Origin of the sequence: Kibdelosporangium phytohabitans, from assembly GCF_001302585.1 — a bacterium.
Lineage (GTDB): Bacteria > Actinomycetota > Actinomycetes > Mycobacteriales > Pseudonocardiaceae > Kibdelosporangium > Kibdelosporangium phytohabitans.
This window is the reverse complement of sequence record NZ_CP012752.1, coordinates 2,736,012-2,759,411: the sequence shown is the minus strand read 5'-3', so window position 1 is coordinate 2,759,411 and position 23,400 is coordinate 2,736,012. Positions and strand designations below refer to the sequence as shown.

At 68.8% G+C, this 23,400-nt stretch carries 40 protein-coding genes; 6 read left to right on the top strand and 34 right to left on the bottom strand.

The window, feature by feature from the left end; genetic code table 11:
- Positions 1-27 precede the first annotated feature (27 nt).
- From AOZ06_RS12740 to AOZ06_RS12715, 6 genes are all read right to left on the bottom strand, one after another.
- Positions 28-369 (bottom strand): hypothetical protein, encoded by a 342-nt coding sequence (locus tag AOZ06_RS12740; RefSeq protein WP_054289623.1) that lies wholly within the window; start codon positions 367-369, stop codon positions 28-30.
- A 44-nt stretch (positions 370-413) separates the two neighbouring features.
- Positions 414-641 carry a hypothetical protein gene (locus AOZ06_RS12735; RefSeq protein WP_054296615.1) on the bottom strand — a complete coding sequence of 76 codons (228 nt, stop codon included), beginning with the start codon at positions 639-641 and terminating at the stop codon, positions 414-416.
- 23 nt (positions 642-664) lie between these two features.
- The gene (locus tag AOZ06_RS12730) at positions 665-901 is read right to left on the bottom strand and encodes a hypothetical protein (protein ID WP_054289622.1); all 237 of its coding nucleotides are present in this window, start codon (positions 899-901) and stop codon (positions 665-667) included.
- Positions 902-1,088: 187 nt separating this feature from the next.
- Complete coding sequence (locus AOZ06_RS58840) at positions 1,089-2,891, bottom strand: phage minor capsid protein (protein WP_063810027.1); 1,803 nt, start codon at positions 2,889-2,891, stop codon at positions 1,089-1,091.
- Positions 2,891-3,166, bottom strand: a complete 276-nt coding sequence (locus AOZ06_RS12720; protein ID WP_054289621.1) for a hypothetical protein — start codon at positions 3,164-3,166, stop codon at positions 2,891-2,893. The genes AOZ06_RS58840 and AOZ06_RS12720 overlap by 1 nt, the downstream gene beginning before the upstream one ends.
- Complete coding sequence (locus tag AOZ06_RS12715) at positions 3,163-4,746, bottom strand: phage portal protein (protein WP_054289620.1); 1,584 nt, start codon at positions 4,744-4,746, stop codon at positions 3,163-3,165. The genes AOZ06_RS12720 and AOZ06_RS12715 overlap by 4 nt, the downstream gene beginning before the upstream one ends.
- A 99-nt stretch (positions 4,747-4,845) precedes the next feature.
- Here AOZ06_RS12715 and AOZ06_RS12710 point away from each other — a divergent pair, with 99 nt between their 5' ends.
- Positions 4,846-5,199 (top strand): hypothetical protein, encoded by a 354-nt coding sequence (locus AOZ06_RS12710; protein WP_054289619.1) that lies wholly within the window; start codon positions 4,846-4,848, stop codon positions 5,197-5,199.
- On the opposite strand, the gene AOZ06_RS12705 is transcribed toward AOZ06_RS12710, so the two are convergent.
- Together AOZ06_RS12705 and AOZ06_RS12700 are read right to left on the bottom strand one after the other, a co-directional pair.
- Positions 5,152-6,432 (bottom strand): PBSX family phage terminase large subunit, encoded by a 1,281-nt coding sequence (locus AOZ06_RS12705; RefSeq protein ID WP_054289618.1) that lies wholly within the window; start codon positions 6,430-6,432, stop codon positions 5,152-5,154. The genes AOZ06_RS12710 and AOZ06_RS12705 overlap by 48 nt on opposite strands.
- Positions 6,429-6,986 carry a hypothetical protein gene (locus AOZ06_RS12700; protein ID WP_054289617.1) on the bottom strand — a complete coding sequence of 186 codons (558 nt, stop codon included), beginning with the start codon at positions 6,984-6,986 and terminating at the stop codon, positions 6,429-6,431. The genes AOZ06_RS12705 and AOZ06_RS12700 overlap by 4 nt, the downstream gene beginning before the upstream one ends.
- A 45-nt stretch (positions 6,987-7,031) precedes the next feature.
- On the opposite strand from AOZ06_RS12700, the gene AOZ06_RS58835 reads away from it, so the two are divergent.
- From AOZ06_RS58835 to AOZ06_RS12685, 3 genes are read left to right on the top strand one after another with little or no spacing between them, the layout of a single operon-like run.
- Positions 7,032-7,319: a hypothetical protein gene (locus tag AOZ06_RS58835; RefSeq protein WP_218921980.1), complete on the top strand. Its 288-nt coding sequence runs from the start codon at positions 7,032-7,034 to the stop codon at positions 7,317-7,319.
- A 31-nt stretch (positions 7,320-7,350) separates the two neighbouring features.
- Positions 7,351-7,740 (top strand): HIT family protein, encoded by a 390-nt coding sequence (locus AOZ06_RS58830; protein WP_257721469.1) that lies wholly within the window; start codon positions 7,351-7,353, stop codon positions 7,738-7,740.
- The gene (locus tag AOZ06_RS12685; RefSeq protein WP_236952196.1) at positions 7,733-8,227 is read left to right on the top strand and encodes a nucleoside 2-deoxyribosyltransferase domain-containing protein; all 495 of its coding nucleotides are present in this window, start codon (positions 7,733-7,735) and stop codon (positions 8,225-8,227) included. Before AOZ06_RS58830 ends, AOZ06_RS12685 begins: the two co-directional genes overlap by 8 nt.
- Positions 8,228-8,233: 6 nt before the next feature.
- Here the strand turns inward: AOZ06_RS12685 and AOZ06_RS57710 are convergent, their stop codons facing one another.
- The 24 genes from AOZ06_RS57710 to AOZ06_RS53770 form a co-directional block, all read right to left on the bottom strand.
- Positions 8,234-8,404 carry a hypothetical protein gene (locus AOZ06_RS57710; protein WP_169798910.1) on the bottom strand — a complete coding sequence of 57 codons (171 nt, stop codon included), beginning with the start codon at positions 8,402-8,404 and terminating at the stop codon, positions 8,234-8,236.
- Positions 8,405-8,416: 12 nt separating this feature from the next.
- A complete protein-coding gene (locus AOZ06_RS56170; protein WP_054289615.1) occupies positions 8,417-8,959 on the bottom strand; it encodes a WhiB family transcriptional regulator in 543 nt (180 codons plus the stop codon).
- A complete protein-coding gene (locus tag AOZ06_RS12675; RefSeq protein WP_054289614.1) occupies positions 8,956-9,384 on the bottom strand; it encodes a RusA family crossover junction endodeoxyribonuclease in 429 nt (142 codons plus the stop codon). Before AOZ06_RS12675 ends, AOZ06_RS56170 begins: the two co-directional genes overlap by 4 nt.
- On the bottom strand, positions 9,377-9,952 hold the full coding sequence (locus AOZ06_RS12670) for a hypothetical protein (protein WP_054289613.1): 576 nt from the start codon (positions 9,950-9,952) through the stop codon (positions 9,377-9,379). Before AOZ06_RS12670 ends, AOZ06_RS12675 begins: the two co-directional genes overlap by 8 nt.
- On the bottom strand, positions 9,952-10,167 hold the full coding sequence (locus AOZ06_RS12665; protein ID WP_157232992.1) for a hypothetical protein: 216 nt from the start codon (positions 10,165-10,167) through the stop codon (positions 9,952-9,954). Before AOZ06_RS12665 ends, AOZ06_RS12670 begins: the two co-directional genes overlap by 1 nt.
- The gene (locus AOZ06_RS12660; RefSeq protein ID WP_054289611.1) at positions 10,164-11,021 is read right to left on the bottom strand and encodes a hypothetical protein; all 858 of its coding nucleotides are present in this window, start codon (positions 11,019-11,021) and stop codon (positions 10,164-10,166) included. Before AOZ06_RS12660 ends, AOZ06_RS12665 begins: the two co-directional genes overlap by 4 nt.
- On the bottom strand, positions 11,014-11,319 hold the full coding sequence (locus AOZ06_RS12655) for a hypothetical protein (protein WP_054289610.1): 306 nt from the start codon (positions 11,317-11,319) through the stop codon (positions 11,014-11,016). Before AOZ06_RS12655 ends, AOZ06_RS12660 begins: the two co-directional genes overlap by 8 nt.
- Complete coding sequence (locus AOZ06_RS12650) at positions 11,316-11,906, bottom strand: hypothetical protein (protein WP_054289609.1); 591 nt, start codon at positions 11,904-11,906, stop codon at positions 11,316-11,318. Before AOZ06_RS12650 ends, AOZ06_RS12655 begins: the two co-directional genes overlap by 4 nt.
- A 72-nt stretch (positions 11,907-11,978) precedes the next feature.
- Positions 11,979-12,614 (bottom strand): hypothetical protein, encoded by a 636-nt coding sequence (locus AOZ06_RS12645; RefSeq protein WP_054289608.1) that lies wholly within the window; start codon positions 12,612-12,614, stop codon positions 11,979-11,981.
- Positions 12,611-12,862 carry a hypothetical protein gene (locus AOZ06_RS12640; protein WP_054289607.1) on the bottom strand — a complete coding sequence of 84 codons (252 nt, stop codon included), beginning with the start codon at positions 12,860-12,862 and terminating at the stop codon, positions 12,611-12,613. The genes AOZ06_RS12645 and AOZ06_RS12640 overlap by 4 nt, the downstream gene beginning before the upstream one ends.
- On the bottom strand, positions 12,859-13,254 hold the full coding sequence (locus tag AOZ06_RS12635) for a hypothetical protein (protein ID WP_054289606.1): 396 nt from the start codon (positions 13,252-13,254) through the stop codon (positions 12,859-12,861). The genes AOZ06_RS12640 and AOZ06_RS12635 overlap by 4 nt, the downstream gene beginning before the upstream one ends.
- Complete coding sequence (locus AOZ06_RS12630; RefSeq protein ID WP_054289605.1) at positions 13,251-14,555, bottom strand: hypothetical protein; 1,305 nt, start codon at positions 14,553-14,555, stop codon at positions 13,251-13,253. Before AOZ06_RS12630 ends, AOZ06_RS12635 begins: the two co-directional genes overlap by 4 nt.
- A gap of 74 nt (positions 14,556-14,629) precedes the next feature.
- A complete protein-coding gene (locus tag AOZ06_RS12625; RefSeq protein ID WP_054289604.1) occupies positions 14,630-15,181 on the bottom strand; it encodes a hypothetical protein in 552 nt (183 codons plus the stop codon).
- Entirely contained in the window at positions 15,178-16,122 is a 945-nt protein-coding gene (locus tag AOZ06_RS12620; protein ID WP_054289603.1) for a hypothetical protein, read from the bottom strand. Before AOZ06_RS12620 ends, AOZ06_RS12625 begins: the two co-directional genes overlap by 4 nt.
- Complete coding sequence (locus AOZ06_RS12615) at positions 16,119-16,589, bottom strand: hypothetical protein (RefSeq protein ID WP_054289602.1); 471 nt, start codon at positions 16,587-16,589, stop codon at positions 16,119-16,121. The genes AOZ06_RS12620 and AOZ06_RS12615 overlap by 4 nt, the downstream gene beginning before the upstream one ends.
- A 59-nt stretch (positions 16,590-16,648) precedes the next feature.
- Positions 16,649-17,023 carry a hypothetical protein gene (locus tag AOZ06_RS12610; RefSeq protein ID WP_054289601.1) on the bottom strand — a complete coding sequence of 125 codons (375 nt, stop codon included), beginning with the start codon at positions 17,021-17,023 and terminating at the stop codon, positions 16,649-16,651.
- Positions 17,016-17,366: a hypothetical protein gene (locus AOZ06_RS12605; RefSeq protein WP_054289600.1), complete on the bottom strand. Its 351-nt coding sequence runs from the start codon at positions 17,364-17,366 to the stop codon at positions 17,016-17,018. The genes AOZ06_RS12610 and AOZ06_RS12605 overlap by 8 nt, the downstream gene beginning before the upstream one ends.
- Complete coding sequence (locus AOZ06_RS12600) at positions 17,363-17,749, bottom strand: hypothetical protein (RefSeq protein WP_225954840.1); 387 nt, start codon at positions 17,747-17,749, stop codon at positions 17,363-17,365. The genes AOZ06_RS12605 and AOZ06_RS12600 overlap by 4 nt, the downstream gene beginning before the upstream one ends.
- 184 nt (positions 17,750-17,933) lie before the next feature.
- Complete coding sequence (locus AOZ06_RS12595; protein WP_054289599.1) at positions 17,934-18,926, bottom strand: CRISPR-associated protein Cas4; 993 nt, start codon at positions 18,924-18,926, stop codon at positions 17,934-17,936.
- Positions 18,926-19,114, bottom strand: a complete 189-nt coding sequence (locus AOZ06_RS12590; protein WP_054289598.1) for a hypothetical protein — start codon at positions 19,112-19,114, stop codon at positions 18,926-18,928. The genes AOZ06_RS12595 and AOZ06_RS12590 overlap by 1 nt, the downstream gene beginning before the upstream one ends.
- Entirely contained in the window at positions 19,111-19,923 is an 813-nt protein-coding gene (locus AOZ06_RS12585) for a recombinase family protein (protein WP_054289597.1), read from the bottom strand. The genes AOZ06_RS12590 and AOZ06_RS12585 overlap by 4 nt, the downstream gene beginning before the upstream one ends.
- Positions 19,920-20,075, bottom strand: coding sequence for a hypothetical protein (locus AOZ06_RS56165; protein ID WP_157232991.1), 156 nt, complete (start codon positions 20,073-20,075; stop codon positions 19,920-19,922). Before AOZ06_RS56165 ends, AOZ06_RS12585 begins: the two co-directional genes overlap by 4 nt.
- Positions 20,075-20,362 carry a hypothetical protein gene (locus AOZ06_RS12580; protein ID WP_157232990.1) on the bottom strand — a complete coding sequence of 96 codons (288 nt, stop codon included), beginning with the start codon at positions 20,360-20,362 and terminating at the stop codon, positions 20,075-20,077. The genes AOZ06_RS56165 and AOZ06_RS12580 overlap by 1 nt, the downstream gene beginning before the upstream one ends.
- 86 nt (positions 20,363-20,448) lie before the next feature.
- Positions 20,449-20,676, bottom strand: coding sequence for a helix-turn-helix domain-containing protein (locus tag AOZ06_RS53770; RefSeq protein ID WP_169798909.1), 228 nt, complete (start codon positions 20,674-20,676; stop codon positions 20,449-20,451).
- 159 nt (positions 20,677-20,835) lie between these two features.
- Between AOZ06_RS53770 and AOZ06_RS12570 the strand changes: the two genes are divergently transcribed.
- Together AOZ06_RS12570 and AOZ06_RS12565 are read left to right on the top strand one after the other, a co-directional pair.
- Entirely contained in the window at positions 20,836-21,279 is a 444-nt protein-coding gene (locus tag AOZ06_RS12570) for a helix-turn-helix domain-containing protein (protein ID WP_083471650.1), read from the top strand.
- A gap of 133 nt (positions 21,280-21,412) precedes the next feature.
- Positions 21,413-21,727 carry a hypothetical protein gene (locus AOZ06_RS12565; RefSeq protein ID WP_054289593.1) on the top strand — a complete coding sequence of 105 codons (315 nt, stop codon included), beginning with the start codon at positions 21,413-21,415 and terminating at the stop codon, positions 21,725-21,727.
- Between the two features lie 489 nt (positions 21,728-22,216).
- Here the strand turns inward: AOZ06_RS12565 and AOZ06_RS12555 are convergent, their stop codons facing one another.
- Both AOZ06_RS12555 and AOZ06_RS56160 read right to left on the bottom strand, forming a co-directional pair.
- Positions 22,217-23,185: a hypothetical protein gene (locus AOZ06_RS12555; protein WP_169798908.1), complete on the bottom strand. Its 969-nt coding sequence runs from the start codon at positions 23,183-23,185 to the stop codon at positions 22,217-22,219.
- Positions 23,186-23,196: 11 nt separating this feature from the next.
- Positions 23,197-23,364 carry a hypothetical protein gene (locus tag AOZ06_RS56160; RefSeq protein WP_157232989.1) on the bottom strand — a complete coding sequence of 56 codons (168 nt, stop codon included), beginning with the start codon at positions 23,362-23,364 and terminating at the stop codon, positions 23,197-23,199.
- Between the last annotated feature and the right edge of the window lie 36 nt (positions 23,365-23,400).

The following is a 23,400-nucleotide window of genomic DNA, read 5'->3' as shown; positions in this document are numbered from 1 at the left end:
AGGCCGAGACTGCGATCGGGGTGTTACTCAGATGGCGAGAACGCCCACGGTCATGGACGTGGCGCTGTCGAAGTTGAGGTAGACGCTGCCGTCCGCCTGGCGGTACTCGGGCCCATACGGTCCCGCGATGACGGTGGCGCCTGCGGCGACGGTGACGGTCTTGTCGGTGACTGCCTGGCCGTCCACAGTGACCGGGATGTCGACGGTCATGGTGTGGCTGGACGCGTCGGCGTTCTTGACGACGACCAGCTCGGTGCCGTCGCTCTTGTAGAACATGCCGTTGGGCGACGCGCTCGCGTCGACTGCGGCGAGCGCGAGCGCCGCGCCGCTCCGGACGGGGGTCTGCCTGGTGATCTCGGTACGTGCCATGACCGGGACAGTGCGGCCCGGCTGTCACCGAGCCGCACGACGAGTCAGTCCAGGACGGCGCGGACGAAGCAGTCCTTGGCCTCCAACAACTTCCGCAGACCGGCGGTCAGCTCCGGCCCGCTCGGAAGCTCGTCCGCCATCGCATGCGCGAGGTCGTGACACGCCTTGGATGTGGCCTGCAGGTGCTCGGGCAGGTGGTCGTAGTCGAAGAACTTGAGCAGGCTCGCAATGCCCTGGTGACGCGGCGGCTGGCCGTCAGTGAGTGCACTCATGGTTTCACTGTGGACGCTGTGTGTCACAGCCATGGTGTGAGGATGTGGACGACGAACCACAGCCAGAATGCGCCGAACACCGAACCGAGCCACCAGCGGCGCGGCTTGGCCGGTTCGATGCCAAGCCACCGACGGAGCGCGGCCGACAGTGTGCCGTAGTTCTTGCCTCGCGGATCCGCCTTCAGCCCGCGGATCTCCAGTACGGCGAACACACCAACGGTCACGGTGACGAACGCGGTCCACACCAGGTCCCAGTTCATGCGCGGACGATGGGGGCGCGCTGTCACTCTGGGATTGGGTTGCCTGCCGCGTAGCCCTGCCGCCACATCGTGGCGAGTACCCGCTCGCGCGCAGTGTCCCCCGGTGCGTATGGGTTGTCTGGTGGTTGCCGGTTCTCGGCTGCGGCTCGGCCAGCGTGCAGCGCCGCGCGCATCTCCGCTGCCGGTGTCATCGCAGCCAATCCTCTCCGCCCGTGCGGAACCTCGCACGCAGCGATCCCGTTGTGTCGCCGAGCAAGTCGGCGCGATACTGATCGTACGTGATCCGGCCGTTCGTGTCCCACCACTCTTTCAGCTCGTCCGATGCGTGCTTGCGTGCCCGGTCGGCAGGGCCGACGAACAGACTGTGCGGGTCGACTCCGGCGGCGCGGGCTGCTGGAGTGAGCAGCTGCCCGCGGGTCGCGTCTTCGGCGGCGATGTATCGGCGGTACACCTCGTCCCGGAACGCGTGGCGCGCCAACTCGTCGAGCCCGGCCCCGGTGTAGCCCTGTGACCGCAGGTCGGCAATCGCACGGTCGCGTCGTTGCCGCTCGACGGACCGGCCGAACACCTCGGCGATGGCTTCCTCTTCGGACGCTCCGCCGTTGATCAGCACGTCCAGCTGCGCCCAACGCTGCTCGTCGCGCTCGGCCTTGCGTGCGGCGGCGGCTTCGCGCCGTTCCATCTCGGCGACGATCGCGTCGAGGCGGTCGTAATCCTCGTGCTCGGTGGCCCTGGTGAGCCTGGCGTCGAGTTCCTCGGCGGTGGCCTTGCGCAGCGGCGGGAGACTGTTCTCGGCGTGCTCGCGCGCGAGCTGCTGCTCCGCGCCCGCGGGCAGGCCGACGGTCGGCGCCGGCCGGGCCGGTGCAGGCGGTGCCGCCGTGCGTCGTGGTGTCGGTGTGGTCGTCGCGCGTCGCGGTGCCGTGCCGTCAACGGGCCGCTCGCGGTCACCGCGGCGCAGTTGCCCGGTCGCTGCGGTGTGCTGGTTGATGGCGGCCGAGTTCGCCTTGAGCCGTGCCCGGAGCTTGCGCGCCGTGTCCGTGTCGCCGAACTGCTGCGCGGCGGCTAGGCGCCGCTTGAGCTCTCGCGACCGCCGTTCGAGCGCCCGCAACTGCTGCTGGTCCTCGTACCCCTCCGGGTTCTGCTCGGCCGGCCGGTGCACGTCGGTCAGCCCGATCACCACCGGGTCGGCACGGTGAGTGCAGTTCGGATGCCACAACCCGGCGGCACGCGCGTCCGCGATGGTGGCGGTGACCCGGCGGCCGTCCACGTCGGTGCCGACAGATCGGCCCGTGATGGAAAGCACCTCCCGCTCCCACGGGCGGCAGAGCGAGCACTCACGCGGCGAGTCCGAGATCAGCACCACGTCGACGCCCTCGACGGTCAGCTCGGCGAGCCCACCCTCGACGGCGGCCTGCTGTGCCGCGGTCCGGCCTGCCATGCGCGCGTACGTGTCGAGGTGCCAGCGGCGCCCGGCACGGTCTTCGAACCGGTCGTGTCCGGCCGCTAGCAACCGGTCGACGGTCTGCGCAATCGCCTCGCGGCGGGTGATCGTGCCCGTGGCCATCAGCGCTTCTGTCTGCGCCACGGCGAGCTGGTACAGGTCCACCTGGCGGCGCAGGACCGGGAGGTGTGTACCGCCGAGCTGAGAGACAAGCCATTCGAGCAGCTGCTGTACCAGGCCGGGCCGGGTGCCGAGCGCGACCGGGAGGTCCCGCGACGCGACTACTTGCCGGCCGAGCGTGTACGCCTCGTCCAGCGCGCGCGCGGCCAACTCCGGCACGGTGACGTCGAGCCGGGCCAGGATCGCGCGCAGTTCATCCCGCACTGACAGGACTTGCCGCGCCTTGACTTCCGCCCAGCCGTCTTGCTCGATCCCCTGCGCCAAGCGGCGAGCTACCGTGGCGAGCATCCGCTCTGCGGCGGCGTCCCAGGTGTCGAGTAGTTGCTTGAGGACGTCGGCTGCGGCGGTCGGGTCGACACCACGTGCCATCAGTCGTCGAACGTCTCGGGCGCCGCATCGGCGCCCGGTTCCGGTGTGCCGGGCTCGACGTCCCGCACGAACGTGCCGAGATCTGAGAGCACCCGCCACGCGACCGCGCGCGCTTGCGCTTCGTTCAGCGTCTGCTTACCGAGCACCGCGTTGGTCTCCTGCTCGACCGCTTTCGCGGTGACGTTCTGCACGCCTTCCACCCACTGCAGCGTGGGGACAAGGTCACCGAGGATCTTGCCCAGTTCGGCGAGCGTCGGCGTTTTCGGTGCGGTCATTGGTCGTCGTCCTCCGGCTCAGGCTCAGGCTCAGGCTGGGGTGGCTGGTTCTGGATCGGCTTGGCCCACACCGGGGGTTCGTGCCCGGTCGGCGGCGGCGCGGTCAGCGCGGCGTCCTCCTTGGCCAGCCGCTTAACCTCGTCACCGACCTGGGTCTTGTCCCACTCGGGGTGCGCCATCTGGACCGCGATTTCCGTCGACAGTGCACGAGCCTGTCGGAGGGTGTTGATCACGTTCGCGGTTTCCATCGGGTCGGCTTGGTCGGTCTCGCGCCACGTCAACGTGGGGCGGGCCTTCGGTTTGGGGCCGCCGAACACGGCCGCGCCGATCAGCATCAGCGTTTCCGGCACGCGCTCCGCTGCTGGCCGGACGTAGCGGCGCTTGCGGTCGCGCGTCCGGTAAGACCGGTGATCACGCCTGCGCATCGCGGTGCCGGACAGCTGTCCGTCCACGTGCATGCCCATGGTTTGCGGCGAGTACCCGGCGCGGCTGGTGATCTGCTCGGCCAGCGCCATGCACGTCTCGTAGTGCTCCTTGACACGGATGAGGAACTGCACCAACGTGATCGGCGCGGGCTTGCCGGCGTCCTCGGCCGGGATGTCGAGTGGTACGAACACCTTGGCGTCGGTGTCGAATGCCTTCGCCGGGGTTGTGTTCTGGCGACGCCCGAAGCCCCATTTGCCTCCGCTGCTGCTGGCCTGTGAGACGGGGTCGAGCATCTCCTTGGACAGCAGAACCCTGGCCTTGCCGAGCTCGATGTCCCGCATCCACGAATCCCACGCCTCATCCAGCGCGTCAAGCATCGTTTCGAGGCCCTGGAGGTCAGAGCGGCCGAGCGGCAGACGGTCGAGCGGTTGCGGCAGGTCATTCGGGACGTAGTCGACGAGCAGCCCGCCGTCCGGCCGAACGCTGGTCGTGTCGATGACCGGTTCGAGGTGCTCTGTGGCCGGGTGCTCGGTCAGCGGCAGAAGCTGCCCGGTGTTGCTGGTCGTGCCGAGCCACAGTTCGTGTCGGATCTGCCCCCGCTCGTGGTGTTCCAAATGCCGCCAGGCTTCCGCGTCCTTGCGGCGCTTCCAATGATCCGGCGCGGGCAGCTCGTCCACAAAGGTCACGGAGTGCAACACGCCGTATCGGAACTCCGGCAACGCCTCGTCGGCCCGCACGGTAGTCAGCAAAGGATGTCCAGCAGTGTTCTTGTCCCACACAGGCCGGAGGTAGACCCCGCCCAGCGCCGCCGATATCTCGCCAGCTTCGAGCAGTGTGTTGGCCCACCCGATGGTTTGGGCGAGGTCGTCCCACGCCTTCTGCGTCGCGGTGTCGTCCTCGAACTCGATCACTGGCGTGTCGCCACACACGAGCTCGGCGCTCGTGCGCGCGATGTCCGCTGCGAGCGGGAGATGCATCTCGCGGTCGCCAGGTTTCGCGGCGCGGCGCGCCCAGTACCCGCCGGGCGCCGTGCATGGGGTGCGGGTGCGGAGCTCGTCGAGGTCGCCGGACCACCAGGCGGCCCACGACTGCCAGCGGTGGCGCATGCGGTCGTGACCAAGCGGCGGCCAGAAGGAGTTCTCGGCGATCAGCACACGCGCGACAGTCCACCCCTGGTGTCACGCGTAACGCGTTGGTGATCCACACAGATACCCCGATGCTGGGCACCAACTACCTTCCCCGGGGGTTTACCCATGTCGCCTCGTGCGTTCGTCGCCGCTGCTGGCGGTGCACTTGTCGTTGTCGGTCTGCTGCTGCTCGCCGTGTTCGGCGTGTCGGCAACCGCCGAGGTCGAGAACCCCTACTCCGGTGTCGAGCGGGCGCAAACGTGGGAGTGCGGAACGGTACTTGCTCCGGATCGGCCGGCCGATCCGATGAAGTGGAGTCCGGAGCAGGAAACCGCTTGCGTGGACGCGTTCAGCACACGGCAGGCGTGGGGCTGGTTGCTGGGTGGCATGGGCCTGCTTGCTCTGGTGGGATCCGTGGCGATCCGGACGCAGTCACGCCGCGTCGGCAAGCCCGCCGTCGGCGGCGGCGAGCTCGGGTAGCCACGCGCGCCACACCCCGCGGGCGGCCTGCACGCCGTAGCGCAGCATGTCGCACCCGTGGTCATTCTCCTTCTTCGGCTTCTCCTCGCCCTTCGCGAGTGCTTCGTCGTCCCACACGTAGCCGCAGAGCTGTTCCCAGAGGACCGGGCATTGCTCGGCATCGACGTACAGGCGGCGCCCACCGAACAGTGACGCGGTGTTGCGGATGCCCGTCTCGACCCGGTTGTCTGCCGAGCGCAGGCCCGGCCAGCCGTCGGCGCGCATCTGGGTTCGAAGTGACGCGGCCGACGGGTCGAGCGCCACGACCGGTTCGAGACCGACGTCGGCCAGCTCTTGCTGTGCCCACTCGGCTAGGCGCTTGCTGATCGCGGCGTCCGTGAGCTGGCCTTTCGCCCGGCCGTCGTGCTCCCATTCGGACACCACGTACAGGCCCGGCGTGCCGGCGTCGTCGGTCGCGAGCACGATCAGCCCGGCGTGCGTGGGGTTGCTCGTGCCGTAGTCCAGCGCGATCCACACGGCCAGCCACCGGTCTTTGCTCGGTGCTGGTCGGCAGTGGACGGTGTCGTCGAGCAGGTCGTAAATCGCGCCCTCGGCCGCCACCCACTGGCCCAAAATGAAGCGCTTGAACCAGAGCCCGACGTATTGGGCCTTGTACTGGCGCTTCTTCTCCTCCGGGATGCCGGGGTTGTCGTCGAGCACGAAGTGCCACGACTTGAGACCGAGATCCGGCTCGGTGTGCTCCTTGGCGAGAAAGTTCTTCTTGAACCAGTGCGCCGGGCTGTCCGGGTTCGTCGTACCGAACAGCTTGGCGCCCGGCACGGACAAGCGGGCAAGGAGCTGGTTCCAGAACGCTTCCGGCAACAGCGTGATCTCGTCGACGTAGGCGCCCGCGAGCGTGAGACCACGGATCTTGCCTTCGGACTTGGCGTCGTTCGCGCCGACGACGTGCACGAGGCGGCCCAGGATCCGGCACGTTGGCGCGCCGCGGTTGAAGGCGATGGCGCCGGGTGCCAGGTCGGCGATGACGTCCAGCACGTTGCGGGCGACGGTGTCGCGGGTCTTGCCGATGATCGCGAGCGGCCCGGCCGGGGCGGTGCGCACATACATCAGCCAGCGCACGATGGACGCCACGGTCTTGCCGGACCGGATGCTGCCTTCCCAGACGTTGATGGAGGCTTCGGCGTCGAGGATGCTGTTTTGCTGCTTGACTGACAGCGCGCCGTCGCTGGTCACGGGGCCTCGTCGATGGCCTGCTCCCGGGCGACGCGTGCAGAGCGGAGCGACCGCTCGAACTGCTCCAGCAGCCCGGACGCCTGGCCCGCGCCGGCCTGTTCGGCTTCGAGCCGGGCGAGCTCGACCGACTTGGACGAGGCGACGCCAATCGCGCTCATGATGTCGCGCCACTCGCGCGGCCCGGTCGGGACGACGGTGTGCTCGACCGACTCGCCCGCGAACTCCCCGGCGACCTTCACGACGTGCAGGTGCCGGACGTTGCCGAACATGCGCTCGCGCAACTCCTGCGCGTCGCCGAGCAGGTCGACCTGCAGCTGTGCGCGCCGAGCGGCGGCGTTCGCGGTCTTGACCTCGGTGGCGGCCCGGGTCTGCTCGTGACCGTCCTTCCACGCGTCCGCCAGGCCGTTCTCCTTAGCAACGGTCTGCACGGTCGCGACACCGACGCTGTGCCTCGCGGCGATCTTGCGGTATGACCCGTCGGGCGTGCCCGCGGTGCGCCGGATGTCCTCGGCGATCTCCGCGCGCTTCTCGTCGGGCAGCCTGGACGACCTCACGCGGGTGATGGTCAGGTAGGACTGTCACCGGCTACGGTGTCGAACGTGCGTTCGAAGCATCAGGCGGATGGTCCCCTGCGGTACCGGTTCGGACCGGGCACGCGGGTCACCGAGGTCTACCCCGAGACGTGCAAGAACGGGCACCCGCACGAACCTGGCAAGGTCACCAAAGGCTGGTCGACGCCGTTCGTCTGGATCTGCTGCGACCGGTGCCGCGCCGAAGGGCTCCCCAACGACACGACCTACCTACTGCCGCCACCACACGAGGAGGTCATGCGGCAGTGGCGAGAGTGGAACACCCAGCAGCAAAGAGGACACGGGAAACACCTGTAATTACGAGGCCGTACGACCCGATAATTCATGCGTGCCAACAGATTCCATACCCCACTGTCCGTTCTGCTCGATCGCGCAAGGACACGCTCCCGCTGTGATCATGCGGGAGTGGCCGGACGCCCTGGCTATCCGGCCACGGCGCGGTGGCGTGCACGCGGCTCACGCTCTGGTGATCCCGCGCGTGCATGTGGCGGACGCGGCCGAGGACCCGATCGTGACCGGTGCCGTGATGGCCCGTGCCGCGGAGCTGCTGGCCGAGCACACCGACGGCAACCTGATCACCAGCCGCGGTGTCCACAGCAGCCAGACGGTCTACCACCTGCATGTGCACGTCGTGCCGAGATCCGAGAGTGACGGCTTGCCGCTGCCGTGGACACGTCAGCAACAGGACCGGGCTGCACGGGCGGTGGCGTGTGGCTGAGTATGAGCTCGTGATGGCACGGGAACCCATCCCCGGCATGCGGTCGGTGTTCCTGGCCGGTCCGTCGTCGGGCGCGGTCAGGTGGCGAGACGACGCGTTAGCCGAGATCGATCGGCAGTTGACCGGGATGGAGTTCTACTACGGCGAGCTGGCGGTGTTGTCCCCGGAGTCGCGCGGCGGCCGTCGCGCGCGGCACTATCGCGATCAGTTCGAGTGGGAGACGCGCGCCAGGTACCGGGCGACCGTGGTCATGTTCTGGATTCCGCGCGACCTGTCGAGCGCGCCCGGGTTCACGACAAACGTCGAGTTCGGTGTGGACGTGAGCACGCGCCCTGACACGGTCGTGGCGGGCCTGCCGCTGGACTGTCCGAATCCCGAGCGCAACCGGTACCTCGAACACCTGGCGAACATCCGGGGCGCGGCGGTCAAGCGGACGTTGTCGGAGACCGTGGCCGCTGCGCTGCAAATCGCCGCCCGCGTCCCGTAGCAGCGGTCACCCTTCCTGCTGTGCGCGACGCGTCCCATGCTTGCCCTCGCGGCGTTCTCGGCGGCGGATGCGGCGCTTGACCTTGCTGGCCGCGCCCGCCCGCCGGAACGACGTGAGGTACCGGCGCCACCGGCTGTGCACGTCCTGCTCGTCGGCGTTGATCGATCGGCGCTTCACGTGTCCTCCAGGTCATGCCGCGAGCGGCTGGTCGACCGGCGCGGCGCGGCGGTGCTCGGGCAGGTCCGGCAGGGGTAGCAGGTACTGCCCGGGTGCGAGGAGATGCCGGCCGATCCGGACCGGGGCGGCGAGGATGTGCGCGGGCGGCCAGCCGAGCCCGCGGGCGCGTGCTTTCGCGCGTGCCTTGGCGCGGCGTTCGGCTTCGTACAGCGCGTGCGCGTGCTTGCAGTCCGGGCACGTGCACCCGTGCTTGACCCGCCGGGCGTTGGTGCCGTGCTCGGGCAGCATCGCGGGCACGGGGTAGCCGTACTCGGCCGCGACCGTCTTGCGGTCGGCCCGGTCGAGTCCTCCCCAGATTCCCCAGGGTTCGCCGCGTTCGAGCGATCCGAGCGCGCACGCGAGCCGGACCGGGCACGCCGAGCAGATCGCGCGGCACGCGACCGCCTGCTCGCCCTGGGCCTCGATCCAGTCCAGTTCGGGGAACAGCTGGCACAGGCCGTCGGTGTGCCAGTCGGGGATGTTGCGCGGGATCCGGGGTGGCTCGGTGGTCGTCATCGGGTGACCTCCACGGTGAGCCACAGTCGACGGTCGCCCGGTCCGGGGTGGATGACGGGCGCGAGTTTGGTCATGTGCTCGGGGGTGTCGTCGGGGACGAGTTCGAGCCCGACCCAGTCCCGGCGGGGGCCGCGGGCGAGTGCGTCGCACGCGGCCTTGAACGTCGGGTAGAGGTTGTCGGCGTCGCGGCGCCGGTTGTCGCCGGGCCGGTAGTGCAGTTGCACGGTCAGGTGCTGGCACTGCGGGATGCCCGCGTCGTTGGCCGTGTTGGCGACCAGTTCGCGGACGTTGCGGATCCGGTGCGCTTCGGCCCGCCAGTGCAGGCGCATGTTTGCGGTGAGCGGCGGCACCATCGCGCCCCGACGGGTCGGGATCATCGGGACGTCGATCTCGTACACGGTCGGGGCCGCGGTGGTGTCAGGCATGCGGGTCCTCGATTCCGTGTTCGGCTAGCAGCGCGCGCAGGCGGTCGGCTTCCCGTTCGGCTCGCTGGCGTGCGGCGTGCGGGGTGAGGCCGTCCGGCTTGACGACGATCAGCGCGTACGTCTGGCCGGTGTCCTGGTCGGTCGCGGGGAATTCCAGGTAGTTCACGGCGTCGGTGTCGCGCAACGCGGGGATGAACGCGGCCAGCATCATGCGTGCCATCTCCTGGGCGGCGTCGAGCGATCCGCCGAGTCCGAACTCGAGTCCGCCGTCCGGGTGCTCGCTGATGCGGTTGAGCGTTGACGGGTCGTCGGTGGGCTCGTCCTCGGGTGCGGGCTTGAGCGGTCGGCGCGCGATGCGGCGCCGGGCGGCGTTGAGCAGGCGGACGGCGTCGGCCTGGTCCTGGTCGTCGCGGAGCACCACGGACCCGGCACCGTCCGAACCGTGCTGGCCGGACATGAGCAGCGCGCCGCCGAGCGCGGCGTCGAGCAGGCCACCGACGGCGCCGAGGAGGTCGAGGCTGATGCCACGGGGGATGTGCGCTACGACGGTGCGCTTGGTGTCGGTCATCAGGCGACCTGCTTCCTCTGGGCCTGGTGAGTGTGGTGCCCGCCTGCCTTGTGCGCGGGCATCGGCGGGAGCGGTCGCGTGTGGCCGCTCCCGCCGATGCCGTTCTCGTACACGCGCAGGACTTCGCACCCACCACAGCCGGGACATGGTGTGGTCCACCGGTTCGGCGTGACGGTGTTGAGGAGTTCACCGAGGTACGGCACGGTGGCGGTCATGGCGTGGCCTCGGTCGCGCACGTGTCGTACGGCTGGCGTGGCCATGTCACGGTGAGCTGGTAGCCGACGCTCGCGTTCTGCTGCGCGGTCGAGGTGCCGGTGTGGTCGTCGCGGTGCCGTTCGGGCTCGTCGCACTTGATGCCGGTCGCGCCTTCCACGGCGCCGCAGAGCGTCGGCTCCGGCTTGAGGCTGTCCAGGATGGCCGTCAGGTCGGCGCCCAGCTTGGCGAGTGTCTGCTGGATCTCGGCGTGCTGTTGCGGGGTGAACTGATCCAAGGGGCCCCACGTCTTGTGTACGGGGATGGCGCAACAGCACGCGCCACACACGAGCGGCTGCGTGGCTGGTGCGTCGTCGCGCCACCATCGGTCGACGGTGCGGGGCGGTGGCGGATCGTCCGAGCCGTCAGGCTGCCACTGCTCGACGGCGTCCGCCCAGAGTTCTTTCTGGACGGTCTCCAGTTGCTTCGTCACGTAACGCCAGTTGACGTAGAGCCAGATGCAGCCGAGCAGTTCGCGGTACGCGGCAATCTGCTGGTCCCGTTGCTCGACCTGCTCGACGAGTGCGGCGTTGTCCCGCTCTGCTTCACGCCAGCGGCGCCGGACCCGGGTGAGGTGGTCCTCGCCGGGTGACGAGAGGTCAGGTTCGATGTGCAGGACGACGGTGTTCGGCCCGTCGGTGTGCTCGTCGAGGTACTCGCGGGCGTACTGCTCGACGGTGCACGGTGCGATGCCGTCGACCGGGCAGCCCTGCGCGGCATGGGTCTTCAGGACGTCGGCGAAGCGAGCCGCGGTCCTTGTGTGGCCGAGCAGGCGCGCCACGCTGGCGGCCTGCTGCAACACGGTCTGGTCAGGCACGGGTGTTCTCCTCGTCGGCGAGGGCGAGCAGCTGGCGGGCGAAGTCGACGAGCTGCTCGCGGTCGAACCGGCGGTTCGTGATGCCGTTGCGCTGGTCGGCGCCGAACGTGTTGACGGTGACCGTGTAGTCGCCGTCGGTGGCGCGGGTGAAGTTCGCGCGGCAACCCCACGAAAGGTCCCAGCCGACCGTGGTGGACTCGGGTGGCCACTCCTGGTCCCAGTCGTCCTCTTGGTATTCGTGGGTGGTCTCGGGGTCGCCGTGAACGTCGCGGACTTCGGGTTCCTCGGTGATCGTCACAGGACCGGTTCCCCTGCGCTCGTACGCGCCGTGACCGCGAGCTCGGTTTCTCGTGGCGACCACGGGCCGTCGTAGACGTCGTCGTCTTCGCCATGTTCGAGGGTGCAGTTGGCCGCACAGTCGTGATCGGCCTGCTGTGTGCCCAACACGTCCAGCTGGCCGCGGAGGCGTTCCACTTCGGACAGCAGCCACTCGACGTCCGCCCGGCTGTGCGCGATGAACTCGGCGTCGGGGTTGCGAATGCCGGTCAGGTCGGCGCGGTACACGCGCTGGTCCTTGCGGCTGGTCGCGGTCGGACACACCTCGTACCGGGCGAGGTGCTCGGCATCGGCCAGCGTGCCGGGCTCACCGTTGGTGAACGGTCCCCAGTCGCCTTTGCGGTCCTCGATCGGGCCGGGCTTGCGTCCCTGCGCGAACATGGGTTGCGCGCCTTGCATGCCCCAGCGGCGAAAACCCATCACGACCCAGCGGCCCCAGTACTTCGTGGCCAGGCTGATGTGCCGGGTGTCGGTGTTGCCTTCCCACATCCACGGGCCGGGGGTGGCCGCTGCGGCGCGGGCTTTGATCTCGTCGAGCTGGTCGGTCACGGGTGGTGTCTCCCTGGTGGGGTGGTGGTCCCGCCGGGGGAAGCTCGGCGGGACCACCTGCTCGGGTGGTTGTCAGGCGGCGGGTTCCTGCTCGGCGTCGCAGCACGGGCAGGAGTCGGTGAGGCGGTAACCGTGGCGGCAGTCGGTCTGCTCGGCGAGCTTCCGGCCGGGGCCGTCGAGGAAGTAGCGCGGCCACTTCCGGATGTCGGCCGCGGTGATGGGTCGTGCGAGCACGGACACGGGCGGGATGCCGCCGTCGAGCGCGGCGCGGTCGGTTGCGGCGGGCCCGTGAACCGGGCAGGGATCGACGGTCACGGGTGCGCCGCACTGCGAGCAGACGATGCATTCGACGTGCGGGTCCCAGATCTCGACGTACCCGGCGGGTGCGTCGACGAGGGCGAGGGACCGCGCGAGGCGGGCACGCGCCGCGGCGAGTTCCTCCTCGCGGAGGATGGTGTCGAGGGTTCGGCCGGCCGCTCGCCACCGCCAGACGGCGAGGGCGGCCAGGCCGACGGCGGCGAGTCCGCCGAAGGTCCAGGCGGGCGCTTTGCCTGCGGCTTCACCAATCGCGAGCCCGAACAGGGTCGCGATGCCGCCGACGAACAAGGTCAGGGCGAGCATGGCGAGGTAGCCCTGCACCTGCTCCCAGAGGTCGCCGAGTTCGGTCCACATGAGGTGCCGGTCGCGGCGGGTGTGCCGAGCGCTCATCGGGCCACCTGCCAGTGTCCGTCTCGCTTCCCGTAGTGGACACCGTCGATCGTGAACCCGGTCAGGTCCTCGACCTCTGGGTCGCTGAGGGTGTGCGCACACTCATGGCACAGCGTCGTGTCCACCACGGTGTTGACGAACACCTGCTCGGCGATCTCGTCGGCCGAGAGGCCGGTCGTGTCGAGGATGATCTCGCCGTACCCGCCCGCCGCGATCGAGAATGCGGCGGTGATCTTCTGCGTGCTCATCGGGCACCGCCGGGGATCTCGTCGCTGTAGACGCCGGGCACGTCGCCTTTGTCGTAGCGGTGGAACTTGCGCGCCGCGACGTAGCGGGCTTCCCGCTCGCTCCAGTGCTCGGCGAAGTCGTCGCCGCAGTACGAGCACGTGCCGTCGTCGTCGCGGACGGGCGGGTCGCCGAGCAAGAGCGGGTCTTCGATCTCGGCCAGGGCGGTGAACATGGCGCGGTACGCGTCGCGTGCGTCGTCGTCGAGGCGTCCGTTGTCCTGCAACCGGTCGCGACCGGCGGTCAAGTGCTTGTGGACGGTGTCGGCGTCGCCGCCCGCCAGGCCGAGCATGCGCTCGACCTGAGGGCGGACACGGGCGACGGCCGCGGCGAAGTTGTTCAGGGTCGCGGTCATCGGACGCCTGCGATCTGCATCGCGCGAAGCGTGTGCACGGTCGGCTGGTTCTTCAGGGCGGCGGAGGCGGCGGCGGGGGCGAAGCCGGTGAAGACCGCGACGGGCACGCCGTCCACGTTGCCGGTCACCTCGACGTGGACGCTTCCCTTGTAGACGGTGCGGGTCACGTTGGCGTTGTCGAGCCGGTAGAACCACGCGAGCAACGTGGCGGCGGCGTGCCGCTGGTTGCGGCTGCCGAGCTGCATCTTGACGAGCGGGGCGCCCATGGCCTGCGAGTCGAGCGAGCAAACCTCGCCGAGGTCGTGGTGTGTGTCGATGAAGTCGGCGACGGCGCGGGCGTTGTCGGTAATCGTGGCGTTGCGCCGCGGCTTCGGCTGCTCGCGCAGTGCCCGCGTGTGCAGGGCGTTGAGGATCTCGCGCCGCTGCCACGTCGGCCGGTCGGTCTGCGCACCCAGCTCGCGGCTCAGCGTGATGTCGTCCTGCCGGGCCAGGACGTTGCGGACGGTCTGGCGCCGCCTCTCCTCGGCCAGGGCGCGACCGTGCAGCTCGTCCATCACCGCCACGAGGCGCTCCCGGAGCCTCTCCTCGTGGATTCCGGAGTAGTCCGCCAAGCGCTCCACCAGGTCGGTGTACGTGCGGTTCAGCTCCTGGATCGTGAGCACCGGCAGGTCGCGGTTCCGTGCAGGCAGGGCACGCACTCGCTCTGCCCGCTGCTCGTTGAGGGCCAGGGCGCGACCGTGCAGCACGTTCATCACGTAGGCGACGTCCTGCCGGTTGCGCTCGGTGTCGTGCTCGGCCGGGTTGCTGCGTATGTCCGACGTGATCGCGTCGAGCCAGTTACCGATGGTCCGGGACTCGCTGGCCTGCACGTACTTCGCGAAGTGCTCGCTCGTCGCGGCTGGCGTCTCGACCGGCTGCTCGTCGGTGGGCATGTCGGCCTCGACGCCGAACAGCGCGCCCGCGTCGTGGTCGACCTGATCGGTGACGCGCAGGCCGAACAGCGGCTCGTCCGCGCCCTGATGCGGCGTCTCCGGCTGCTTGGTGACCTCTGCCAGCAGGTTCGCGAACACGGCGTTGCCGAGCTCGGTCAAGTTGGCGACGGATCCGTCGATGCACGAGAAAACGCCGGTGCACAGCCCTTTGCGCTCCAGCGCACGCAACGTGTTGCCGTGAGCGGTGAGCATGAACTCCGGGTGGCTCTGGGCGGTCAAGATCGCGGCGCGGTGTTGGGGTGAGAGCTCAGCGGCGATGTCCGCCGGGGCGCTGTTGCCGCTGGCCGGGCGGCTGGTGGTGGTCTGCATGTCGTCTCCCTTGGTGTCACCGTCAAAGTGAGCGTACTGCAAAGCGTAGTGCAAAGCAGTGCAAAGCGCGATACCTAGTTCGGAGAAGATCCCGATGCGGCGAGCGCGGCCTGCTCCCGTACGTCATGCACCCGACCACCCGACAACGGCAACCCTCGCGGGCCCGTGCACGGCTTGCCCTCGCCCGCCCGGCACGGCGGCCACTCGCAGCGCACGGCGTGCATGAGCCGTCGACGGGCTGTCTCGCCGTCGGCGATGTCCTGCGCGAGGTCCGGATCCTCGCCCGCACCGATCGCCTTCCGCGCCGCCAACGCCGCGAACACCCGGTCCACGCCAGCGTGGATCCGCTCAGGGTTGAACTCCGGCCGCTGCCGCGTGGCCGGTGGGTACCGGCGCTGATCCCGGTACCACTGGACGATGTCGGCGGGCATGATCGAGTCCCGCGACTCCCGGTACCGGGCCGACCGGTAGTACTCACCGAGCGCCGTCTCAGCCGCGGACATCGGCACGTCCTCCAGCGCCCGCGACCACAGCCGCAAAACGAACCCGTCGTCATCCGGCTCGACGAACCGCGAGTCCAGCACCTTCGCCATGACCAGCAGCTGCGCCGCTTCCTCGATCGTCACGCCGAAACACCACCCTCCAGCAACTTCCGCGACTGCTCGGCCGCCAACTCGGCCTTGACCCGCTCGACCTGGGCCATGAACCCGAGCGCCTTGTCGACCCGCTTCGAGCCCGTCGAGCCCTCGTGACGCGCGCCCGGGACACCGGAACGTACGCGTTCGGAACGCTCGTTCGTGCTGTTCGTGGTCTTGATGAGGTCGGCGACGAGGCTGGGGAGGACGCGGGGGCCGATGCCGGTTTTGGTTCGCCAGGTTTCCAGGGCGGTGGCGATTAGTGCGGGTTCGTACTGGCCGAGCAGGGTTGCGGCTTCGCGGGCGAGGGCGGTTCGGGTGTCGGCGGGGAACTCCGGGCCGATGACTTTGCCGACGAGCCGGTGCGCCTGGCCGGATCGTGGGCCTGTGGTGCCGGGGCCGGTGGGGATGTTGTCGTTGTGCTCGTGCGCGCGTTCTTGCTGAGCTGGAACGTAAGTAGGTAGATCTAGGTGGGTAGTACTATCTTTTAGCGCCTGGAAAACCGTCGTCGGGTTTCCAGTCTTCGGCTCGACCTGCGGTGTTACAGCGTTTTGGTGCGGGTACCCCTCGGGGGTATGCCCCGACGCCTGGTTTTCCGTCGTCGGGTTTCCAGTCTTCGGCTGGACCTGGGGAAACTCTGCGATGCAGGTTTCCGACGCCTGGAAAGCCGTCGCCGGGTGGACCAGCTGTTTTCTGGTGGCCCATCGGCCGGTCTGCGGGTCCTGGGCGCGGCGGGTGGTGATGTACCCGGTGATCTCCAGGGCCCGCAGGGATGCCCGTACGGCGTCGCGGCCTTCGCGGTGTGCTGGCCCGGCGAGGGCGTCTGCGGTGATCGGTGTGCCCTCGGGGAGGGTGCGGAGGTAGACGAGTAGCCCGAGGTCTCGATAGGACAGGCGTATGTCGTCGGTCGGCTGCTGGGTGGTGCTGGTCATGCTGCTGTCCTGTGTGTCTGGTGGCCTGCCCACTGGTCGACGTGGTGCGGCTCGCTGTTGAGGTGGTGGGCGATCTGCTCGCGGGTCAAGCCGCGGGCGCGGAGGCTTTCGATGACGTCGACGCGCTCGCGCGGGTTGAGGGCGCTCGCGGGCAGAGCGCCGCGAATGGCCATCTCGACGGCGAGCAGGTTGCTGCGGTAGTGGCTGGGTTTGCCGGGCACGAGTCCGAGCGGGTCGCCGTCGAGGCGTCGCACGGTGGTGAGGATGCCGCTACGGGTCTGGTCGGGGCTCGCGATGGCGGCGAGAATGACGATGATCGCGTCTTCGGTGTGGATGTCTCGGGGTGCGGTGAGGGAGCGGGCGGCGCCGATGGCGGCCTGTACGGCGGCGGGTCCTCCGAAGTGGACGGCGCCGACGATCTGCATGGCGAGTGAGGCGAGGTTGCTCGCGTAGGTGTTGCGGTCCATGGGGTGTGCTCCCGAAGTAGCGGGCCGCGCCCGGTGGAGCCTGGGCGCGGCCTGGTGGATCACTGGTGTGGGGCACGGGGTGATGGTGGGTCCGCGGTGCCACCTCGGACGCCGGACCACCACCTGTTACGCGAGGCTCGGCGGGACCGTTGCCGGGACGCGGTGGCGCGCAGGGGCTCCTCGACGATCCGGCCGGCGTGTGCCCACACGCCCATGACCGATGAGACGAGGTTGTGGTCGTACGGTGCGCTGAGTTCGCGGGCGACGAGCCGGTGCACGTCGTCGGCGGTGAACGGGCGGCCGTTGCGGGCGCAGACGGTGACGGCGAGCTCGACCACGTCCCGGTGGTCGCGGTGCCCGGTCGTCGACGCGGCGAGGTTGGCCTGCTGTCCGGCGTGCCGGTCGGTGAGGGCCAACGTGAGCTGGTCAGCCATAGAACACCACTCCTTCGAACACACCTCGGCCGCGCTCGTCGACGGGGTGCATGACCCAGCTGTATTCGTCGTCGCCGGGTGGGGCCGGGACGATCCGGTACAAGCCGGGTTTCGCGCCACTGAGGTACGTGTGCATGAGGTCTCCGAGGTCTCGAACCTCGTCGACAGTTGGCTGCTCGGTTTCGTATTCCGGCCGCGCTGCCATCTCGCATGCGTAGCCGAACTGGTACGGGTCGCCGTCGTCGAGGGCCAGGGCGAGGGCCTTGTGCGGGTCCAGCGTGCCGCGTACGAGGAACCCGTCCTCGATAAAGAAGTGCACGGCCGTCCGCTGTTTGGTGGTCATGTCCTGTCTCCCAGCAGGTTTCGCAGAGTGCGGAGGGCCTTTTCAGCCTTCAGCGCGCGGGTTCTCCACTCGTCCAGTGCCGCGGTGACCTTGTCCAGCTCGGCCAGGCGGGCGACCAGTTCGGCGAGGGTCAGGTCGCCGGTCGGTGCGGTGGTCGTCTTCTTGCCGCGTCGCGAGTTGTGCGCCTGTAGGTGCGGACGGATGGCGTTGACGTTCGGGCTGGTGTAGTCGCAGTGCTGGCAGCCGTAGACCGTGCTGCCGTCTCCGAGCAGCAGCGTGCGGGTCTGCGTCCACAGGACGGCGGCGCCGTCACGGGACTTGATCGGGGATGGGGTGGGCTCGTCGGCGATGACTTCGAGCCCACCCACCTGCGTTGCGGTCACGATGCGATCCTTTGCGGCCGTAGGGGTTGTGATGTCAGGTGCCACTGCGCGCAGTCAGGGCACTGGTAGTAGCGGGTTTCGAGGCGGCGCCCGCCGGGCCACGGACGGGACCAGATTGAGGTCAGCGCGGCATCGGCGGCTTCCTCGGTCCGGAACTGGCGTTTGCCCGACGGGCACCGCGCGCTCATGACTCGGTGCCCGGGAGGGGCACGAACACCAACTTGGTGCTCGTGCTCGGCTTGCGCGGCGGTTTCGCGTCGGCCTTGGCGTAGTCCTTCTCGACGAGCTCGTGGTCGAGAAGGTACGAGGTGCTGACCTGCCACACGAGTCCGTGGCCGTCGAGGCCCACGTCGAGAATGGACGACGTACCGGCCTCGTTGGGGCGGAGCGCGTCGAGCGCTCCCTTGGCTTCACCCTCTCGTTCCTTGGCCGCGGCTTTCTCGTCGCGCGCATCCCACAGCTTTTGCGCCCATGCGCGGGCGTCCGGGTCTTCGACGTACAGCACCGATCGCGGGTTGCGGTCCGGCGTGGCGCCGTCCCAACAGATCTTCTGGAATGGACAGTGCCCGCAGAACGCTGAGTCGGGCGCGTAGTCGCGGTTCAGCATCTCCGGTTCGACGCCGCGTACGGATTCGAGCCATGCCAACGCGTCCCGCACGTGCCGTATCTCGAATCGACCGGTCCACCGGTACAGCTCTCCGGTGTCGCGGGCGATGTAGTCGATGACGATCCGCCGGACCTTGACGCCCTGCTGTAGCAGCGCCGCGCAGTACCCGGCCGTCTGCCACAGGTGCGGCTTATCCGGCCCGTGCAGCTTGATGTGCTTGAGCCATAGGGACGTTGTGGTCTTGACGTCGATCAGGTCTCCGGTGTCGGCCTCGTACCGATCGAGGTGGCCCGGGATCCCGGCGAACACCACCGGGTGCTCAACGAGGTCATCCGGCCCGGCGGTCTCGGCGAGCCGCTGTTGCACGGCATCGTGTATCGCGGTGCCCATGACGGCCTGGAGGCTGCCGCCGGGATTGGACGGTTCGGTCCCGGCGAGCCGGTACCCTGCTCGCCGTTTGCACCCGCCGACCTCGGACCACCCGAGTTCCCGTTGCCGGGAGCGGGGCCGCGAACGGTCCCACTCCAGCAACAGGTCCGCGGTCGTCCGCTCGACTTCGGGCGTGGTCATCAGAACGGCGCCCGTTCACGGCTATCACGCAGCATCGCCTGTGCGCGAGACGCGGCCATTTGTGCGAGCTCGGCGGACTCGCCAACGTCTTTCCATGCGCGTTCGAGAGGAACGCTCACGGTCACGGTTACCCGCACGCCGTTCGGGTCGGTGATCGTGGACTCGAACGTCCACCCGTCCGCGCTCACAGTCGTTCCCGCTGCTGCTCGGCGGCGGGCGGCTGGCCGAACAGCGCGTCCGGCTCGTCGACGAGGTCCGCGTCGACCGGCTCGCCGTCGTTCGACCCCGTGTGCTGCCGGTCCATCTGGTCGAGCTCGGCGAGCATCGCGGCCTCGTCCTGCGCGAGCGCCTGGTGGTCCTCGCGCACCTGCTCGACGAGCGCCTCGTCCCGTTCGGACCGTTGCCGGTCGGTGCGCTCGGCAACCGCGGTTGCCAGCGTCGGCCCTTCCGGGTCGAGCTCGCCGGGTTCGGCGTCGGTGAAGCCGAGAGCAATCTCCGGACACAGGAACGTGCACGCGCGACCGGTGGCGCGCCACATGAGCATGCGCTCGGGGTGGTTCTGCCAGATGTCCTTTTTCGTCAAACCGGCGCGCTTGGCCTGGTCGATCGTGTACGTCTCGGTGTGCTCCTCACCTGTGTCGCCGCGCGTGACCTTGACCGTGGCGTGCTGGGCGTCGTTCTCCAGCACGGTGATGCGGTGCCCGGCCTTGCGTGCCAACGCCAACCAGGTCTGCCCGGCGAGGGACGGGCGGCCGTTGACGACGTACACGCCCTGCATGGCCTGCATCGGGGCGAGGCCGAGTTCCTGCCCGTACATCAGGATCACGAGCACGTCGGACGGCTTCCCGCGCAGGTCTTTCGGGATGAGGCTCGACACAGCGAGGTTCTTCGCCAGCCGGTAGGCGGTGTCGAAGTCGTTCTGTCGGCCGCCGAGCGCAATCGGCGCCTTGCGCGGCGCCTGCGCTGTCGTCGCGAGCTCGGTGCTGGGCGTGCTCATTTCTTTCCGTCCTTCGGGTTCTGGGGGTTGTTGGGCGCGTTGTCCTTGAGCAGCTGCTCGGCGCCCGTGGTGAGCTCGTGGTTGATGCGCTCCTGCTTGCCGAACACGGCGTCACTCGCCTTGTCGGAAAGCCACTTCGAAACGCGGCCCATCAGTCGGTCACCTCGACCAGCGGCAGACGCCCGGAACGCGGGTCGTGCTCCTCGATCACGCGGTCGATCACGTCCGGCGCGCACAAGCCACAGACGAGCTGGTCGTCGATCGGCTGGAACACATCCCGCCGCGGGCACACCGCCATGACCCGCACCGTGGTGATCGCGCCGACCTCGGCGCAGTACTCGCACTGCAATCCCGGCACCGGCCAGATCGAAACCTCGATCGACGGCGACATGAGCGCCTGAACCAGTTCGGGGACAGGGATGTCGTAGGCTGTGGTCATCGACTGCACCTCTTGGTGGGGGTGTGGTTGTGTCTCCCGAGAGCCCCGCTGCCCGGCCAGGTGTGCGGGGCTCTCGCTCGTGGTGGTCACTGCTCGTCCGTGGTCGTGTCGGACGTGGGCAGGTCGGCCGCCGTCACTCCGAGCGCCTGGGCGAGTGCCCGGCGGATCGGCATTCGCGGGTTCGTGCGCTTCCCGCTTTCCAGCTGCGACAGGTACGGCAGCGACACACCCGATCGAGCGGCGAGCTCGGAGGCGGTGAGCTCGGCGCGTTCGCGCATCTCCGTGAGCCGCTGCGCGAAGGTGGAGAAGGTCATGTCGCAAAGCGTAGTGCAAAGCAGTGCAAAGCGGTAGATCGAATTGCTCGGCGCTATCTCGTTACTGGAGACCCGGCTTTGCATCCAATTGGATGCAAAGCGTCACAAAGCGGGCCGCACCTGTAGACTTTGCAGTGCTTTGCGGGTCATCATGTGGGTATGAGTGACCACATGGAGTGGCCGCTGGGGGACGCGCTACGAGCCGAACGGCTCAAGCGGGGCATGGCAACCAGGGAAGCGGCCCGCCGCGCAGGCATGAGCGACACAATGTGGAGAAACCTCGAACGAGGTTACGAGCTCCGCAAGGGCATCCGCTTCGACATCGCCCCTCGGCCTGAAACCGTCGCCAACGCGGCGCGCGCGGTCGGCATCACAGTGGACATGGCGTTCCAGATGGCCGACATCGAAATCGAACTGGCACAAGATTTCGCGTACGAGAATGTTGACCTGACCGGCGTCCCCCACGAGCGGCTCCTCGAAGAGCTCCGCCGCAGACTGGCGGCCGGCGCCCCACCCACCGCTGAAGAGATCGAGGCGCACCCCGAGCGGTACACCGTCATCGGCAGGCGCGAGCCGAAACCTGACCGCAAGACCGGCCCTTAGCGGCAAAAAGGTGGGGGCGAGATCCTTCACCTCAGTAGATCATCGTGCAACCTGGTTCGCGGAAGTTGATCCAAACGAGTGTTCGAATGCACGATTGATAACGTCCTACCTAACTCAGAGCGATGTCCGCCACATGACGGATCTTCTGGGGCTGCTCACCCATCTGCATGCCGCCGTAACCGGTGTCGGCGCCGTCCACATCGTGCCCACTACTCCTGGCATGCCGGGAGCGGTGATCGTCGACCAGGACACCGCGACCATCCACATCGACGTCACGCTTCCTATTGACCAGTGGTTCGCCGGTCTTGCCGATGGGCTTCGGGAGTTGTCAAGCAGAGGTGACCCAGGCTTCGGGATGGAGGCCTTCGGCGACGGCGAGTCGGTGACGGCCGACGGAGCGCGCATCTATCCGATGTGGCCGCGGCTACGTCTAGTGGGCGATACATGATCGTTTGGCGACACCCTCATTTCACATGTTGCGCTGCCCGGTATCCTGGGAAACGACAAGATAGCGGGCCGCTCACGGCCTGCCTCCCTTACAAGGAGGGGGTCGCAGGTTCGAACCCTGCTGCGCCCACGACCTCGGGGTCACCCTGCTCGGTCGCTTCGCGACCTTCGCCGGGTCGGCCGTTTCATTTTTGGGGGACCGAGCCCCCCAAGCCCCCGCGGTGCGGGTTCCTCGCCTTTTCAGCGCTGGGCGCGTTGCGGGGAGGGGGGACCAACAACACGAGGGCGCCGGAGCACATCACGGGCAGCCGAAGCGACGGTGTGAGTTGTAGTGGGTGAGGGTCCGCCCACGCGAAGAGCCACAGCGGTGGCGATACGGACCTCACCCATCGCCAGAAGCGCGTCAGCGCAAAGACCCGCTTCGTGTCCCCTTCCTCTCGGAGGCCTGGGCGCCGGCGAGGCAAATCCGTAGGCGCGACCCAGGAAAGCCTCAATGGGGAAGGCGCGAGATAACCTGACCGGCACGTTCGATCATGTCGGTAGCGAAGCGCTCGCTGAAACCGGCAGCGAACCCGGCCAGCACGAAGAGGCCGAGTGTGGCGTTGATCGCCCCGGCGGTGAGCGCGAACTGGGCGACAGCGCCGAAGACCGCGCCGACCAGCGGGCGGAAGCCGCCGAGGATCCGCAGGTGCCGGATGGAGGTGTTGAAGTCGAGCACCAGCGTGCCCTTGGACATTCGCTGGAAGATGCTGACCACGGCCCCCAAAGCACCGAACACGCAGGCCCCCGCGAGCCCGGCCGTGTTCAGCAGGGAGGGCCACAGCCGGGCGCTGGCGATGCCCACGGCGATGATCAGCAAGACCGTGAGGACCGTGCCGACCAGCGCGCCCTGGAAGTAGATGAAGCGGGCCTGGCGCTGGATCGCCGCCTCCACCCGGGCGGCGGCGTGTGAGACTTCCTTCTGCGCGGTCGCCACGACTGCCGCTCGGTCCGTGCCCTGCTCCTTCAGCAGGTCGGCGGCCAGCAGAATCCTCGTCATCGCCGAGTACAGCGCTTCGACCAGTGTCCTGACCTGTGAGCCCGGCAGCATCTCGCGCGCCAGGTCGACAGCCGCGCGGCAATCGGCCTCCGACTTCACCAGGTCCGCGTCGGCCGAGTTCAGCGTGGTGTGCAACTCCCAGCCGGTGCGGGTCTCCACCAGCGCGGCGCCACCGCGCTCACGTCCGCAGAAGTAGCTGTTGTGGATGACGCCGGTCTGCCTCTCGAACTTCGCCCGCAACGCGCGCTCCAGCGCCTCGGCCTCGTCCTGCACCAGTGCGTCCGTGGCCTGCGCGAACACCTCGCGCACGACGACGATCATGCCGAACGTGACCTTCGCGTGGTCGTTGGTCACCCGTGTCCAGTGCTCCATGGTGCGCTCGCCCGCCCACACGGACACGTCTGCCAGCAGAGCCGTCACCGCCTCCTGGGTCATTTGCGCCTCGGGCGGATGACCATGTCGCTTTCCGCTGCCATCGGCGGCGTCGGGCACATGCCGCTGCCCTCCGGCGTGTACTCGCGTTCGAACCCGTCGCCCGCGTCGTTCGGCGGTGGCGGGACCGGCTGGTCCGCATGAGGCTCGACCGGATCGGTGCTCATGGTCCAATCTCGGCGTCGGCCTGCACGTCGTTACGG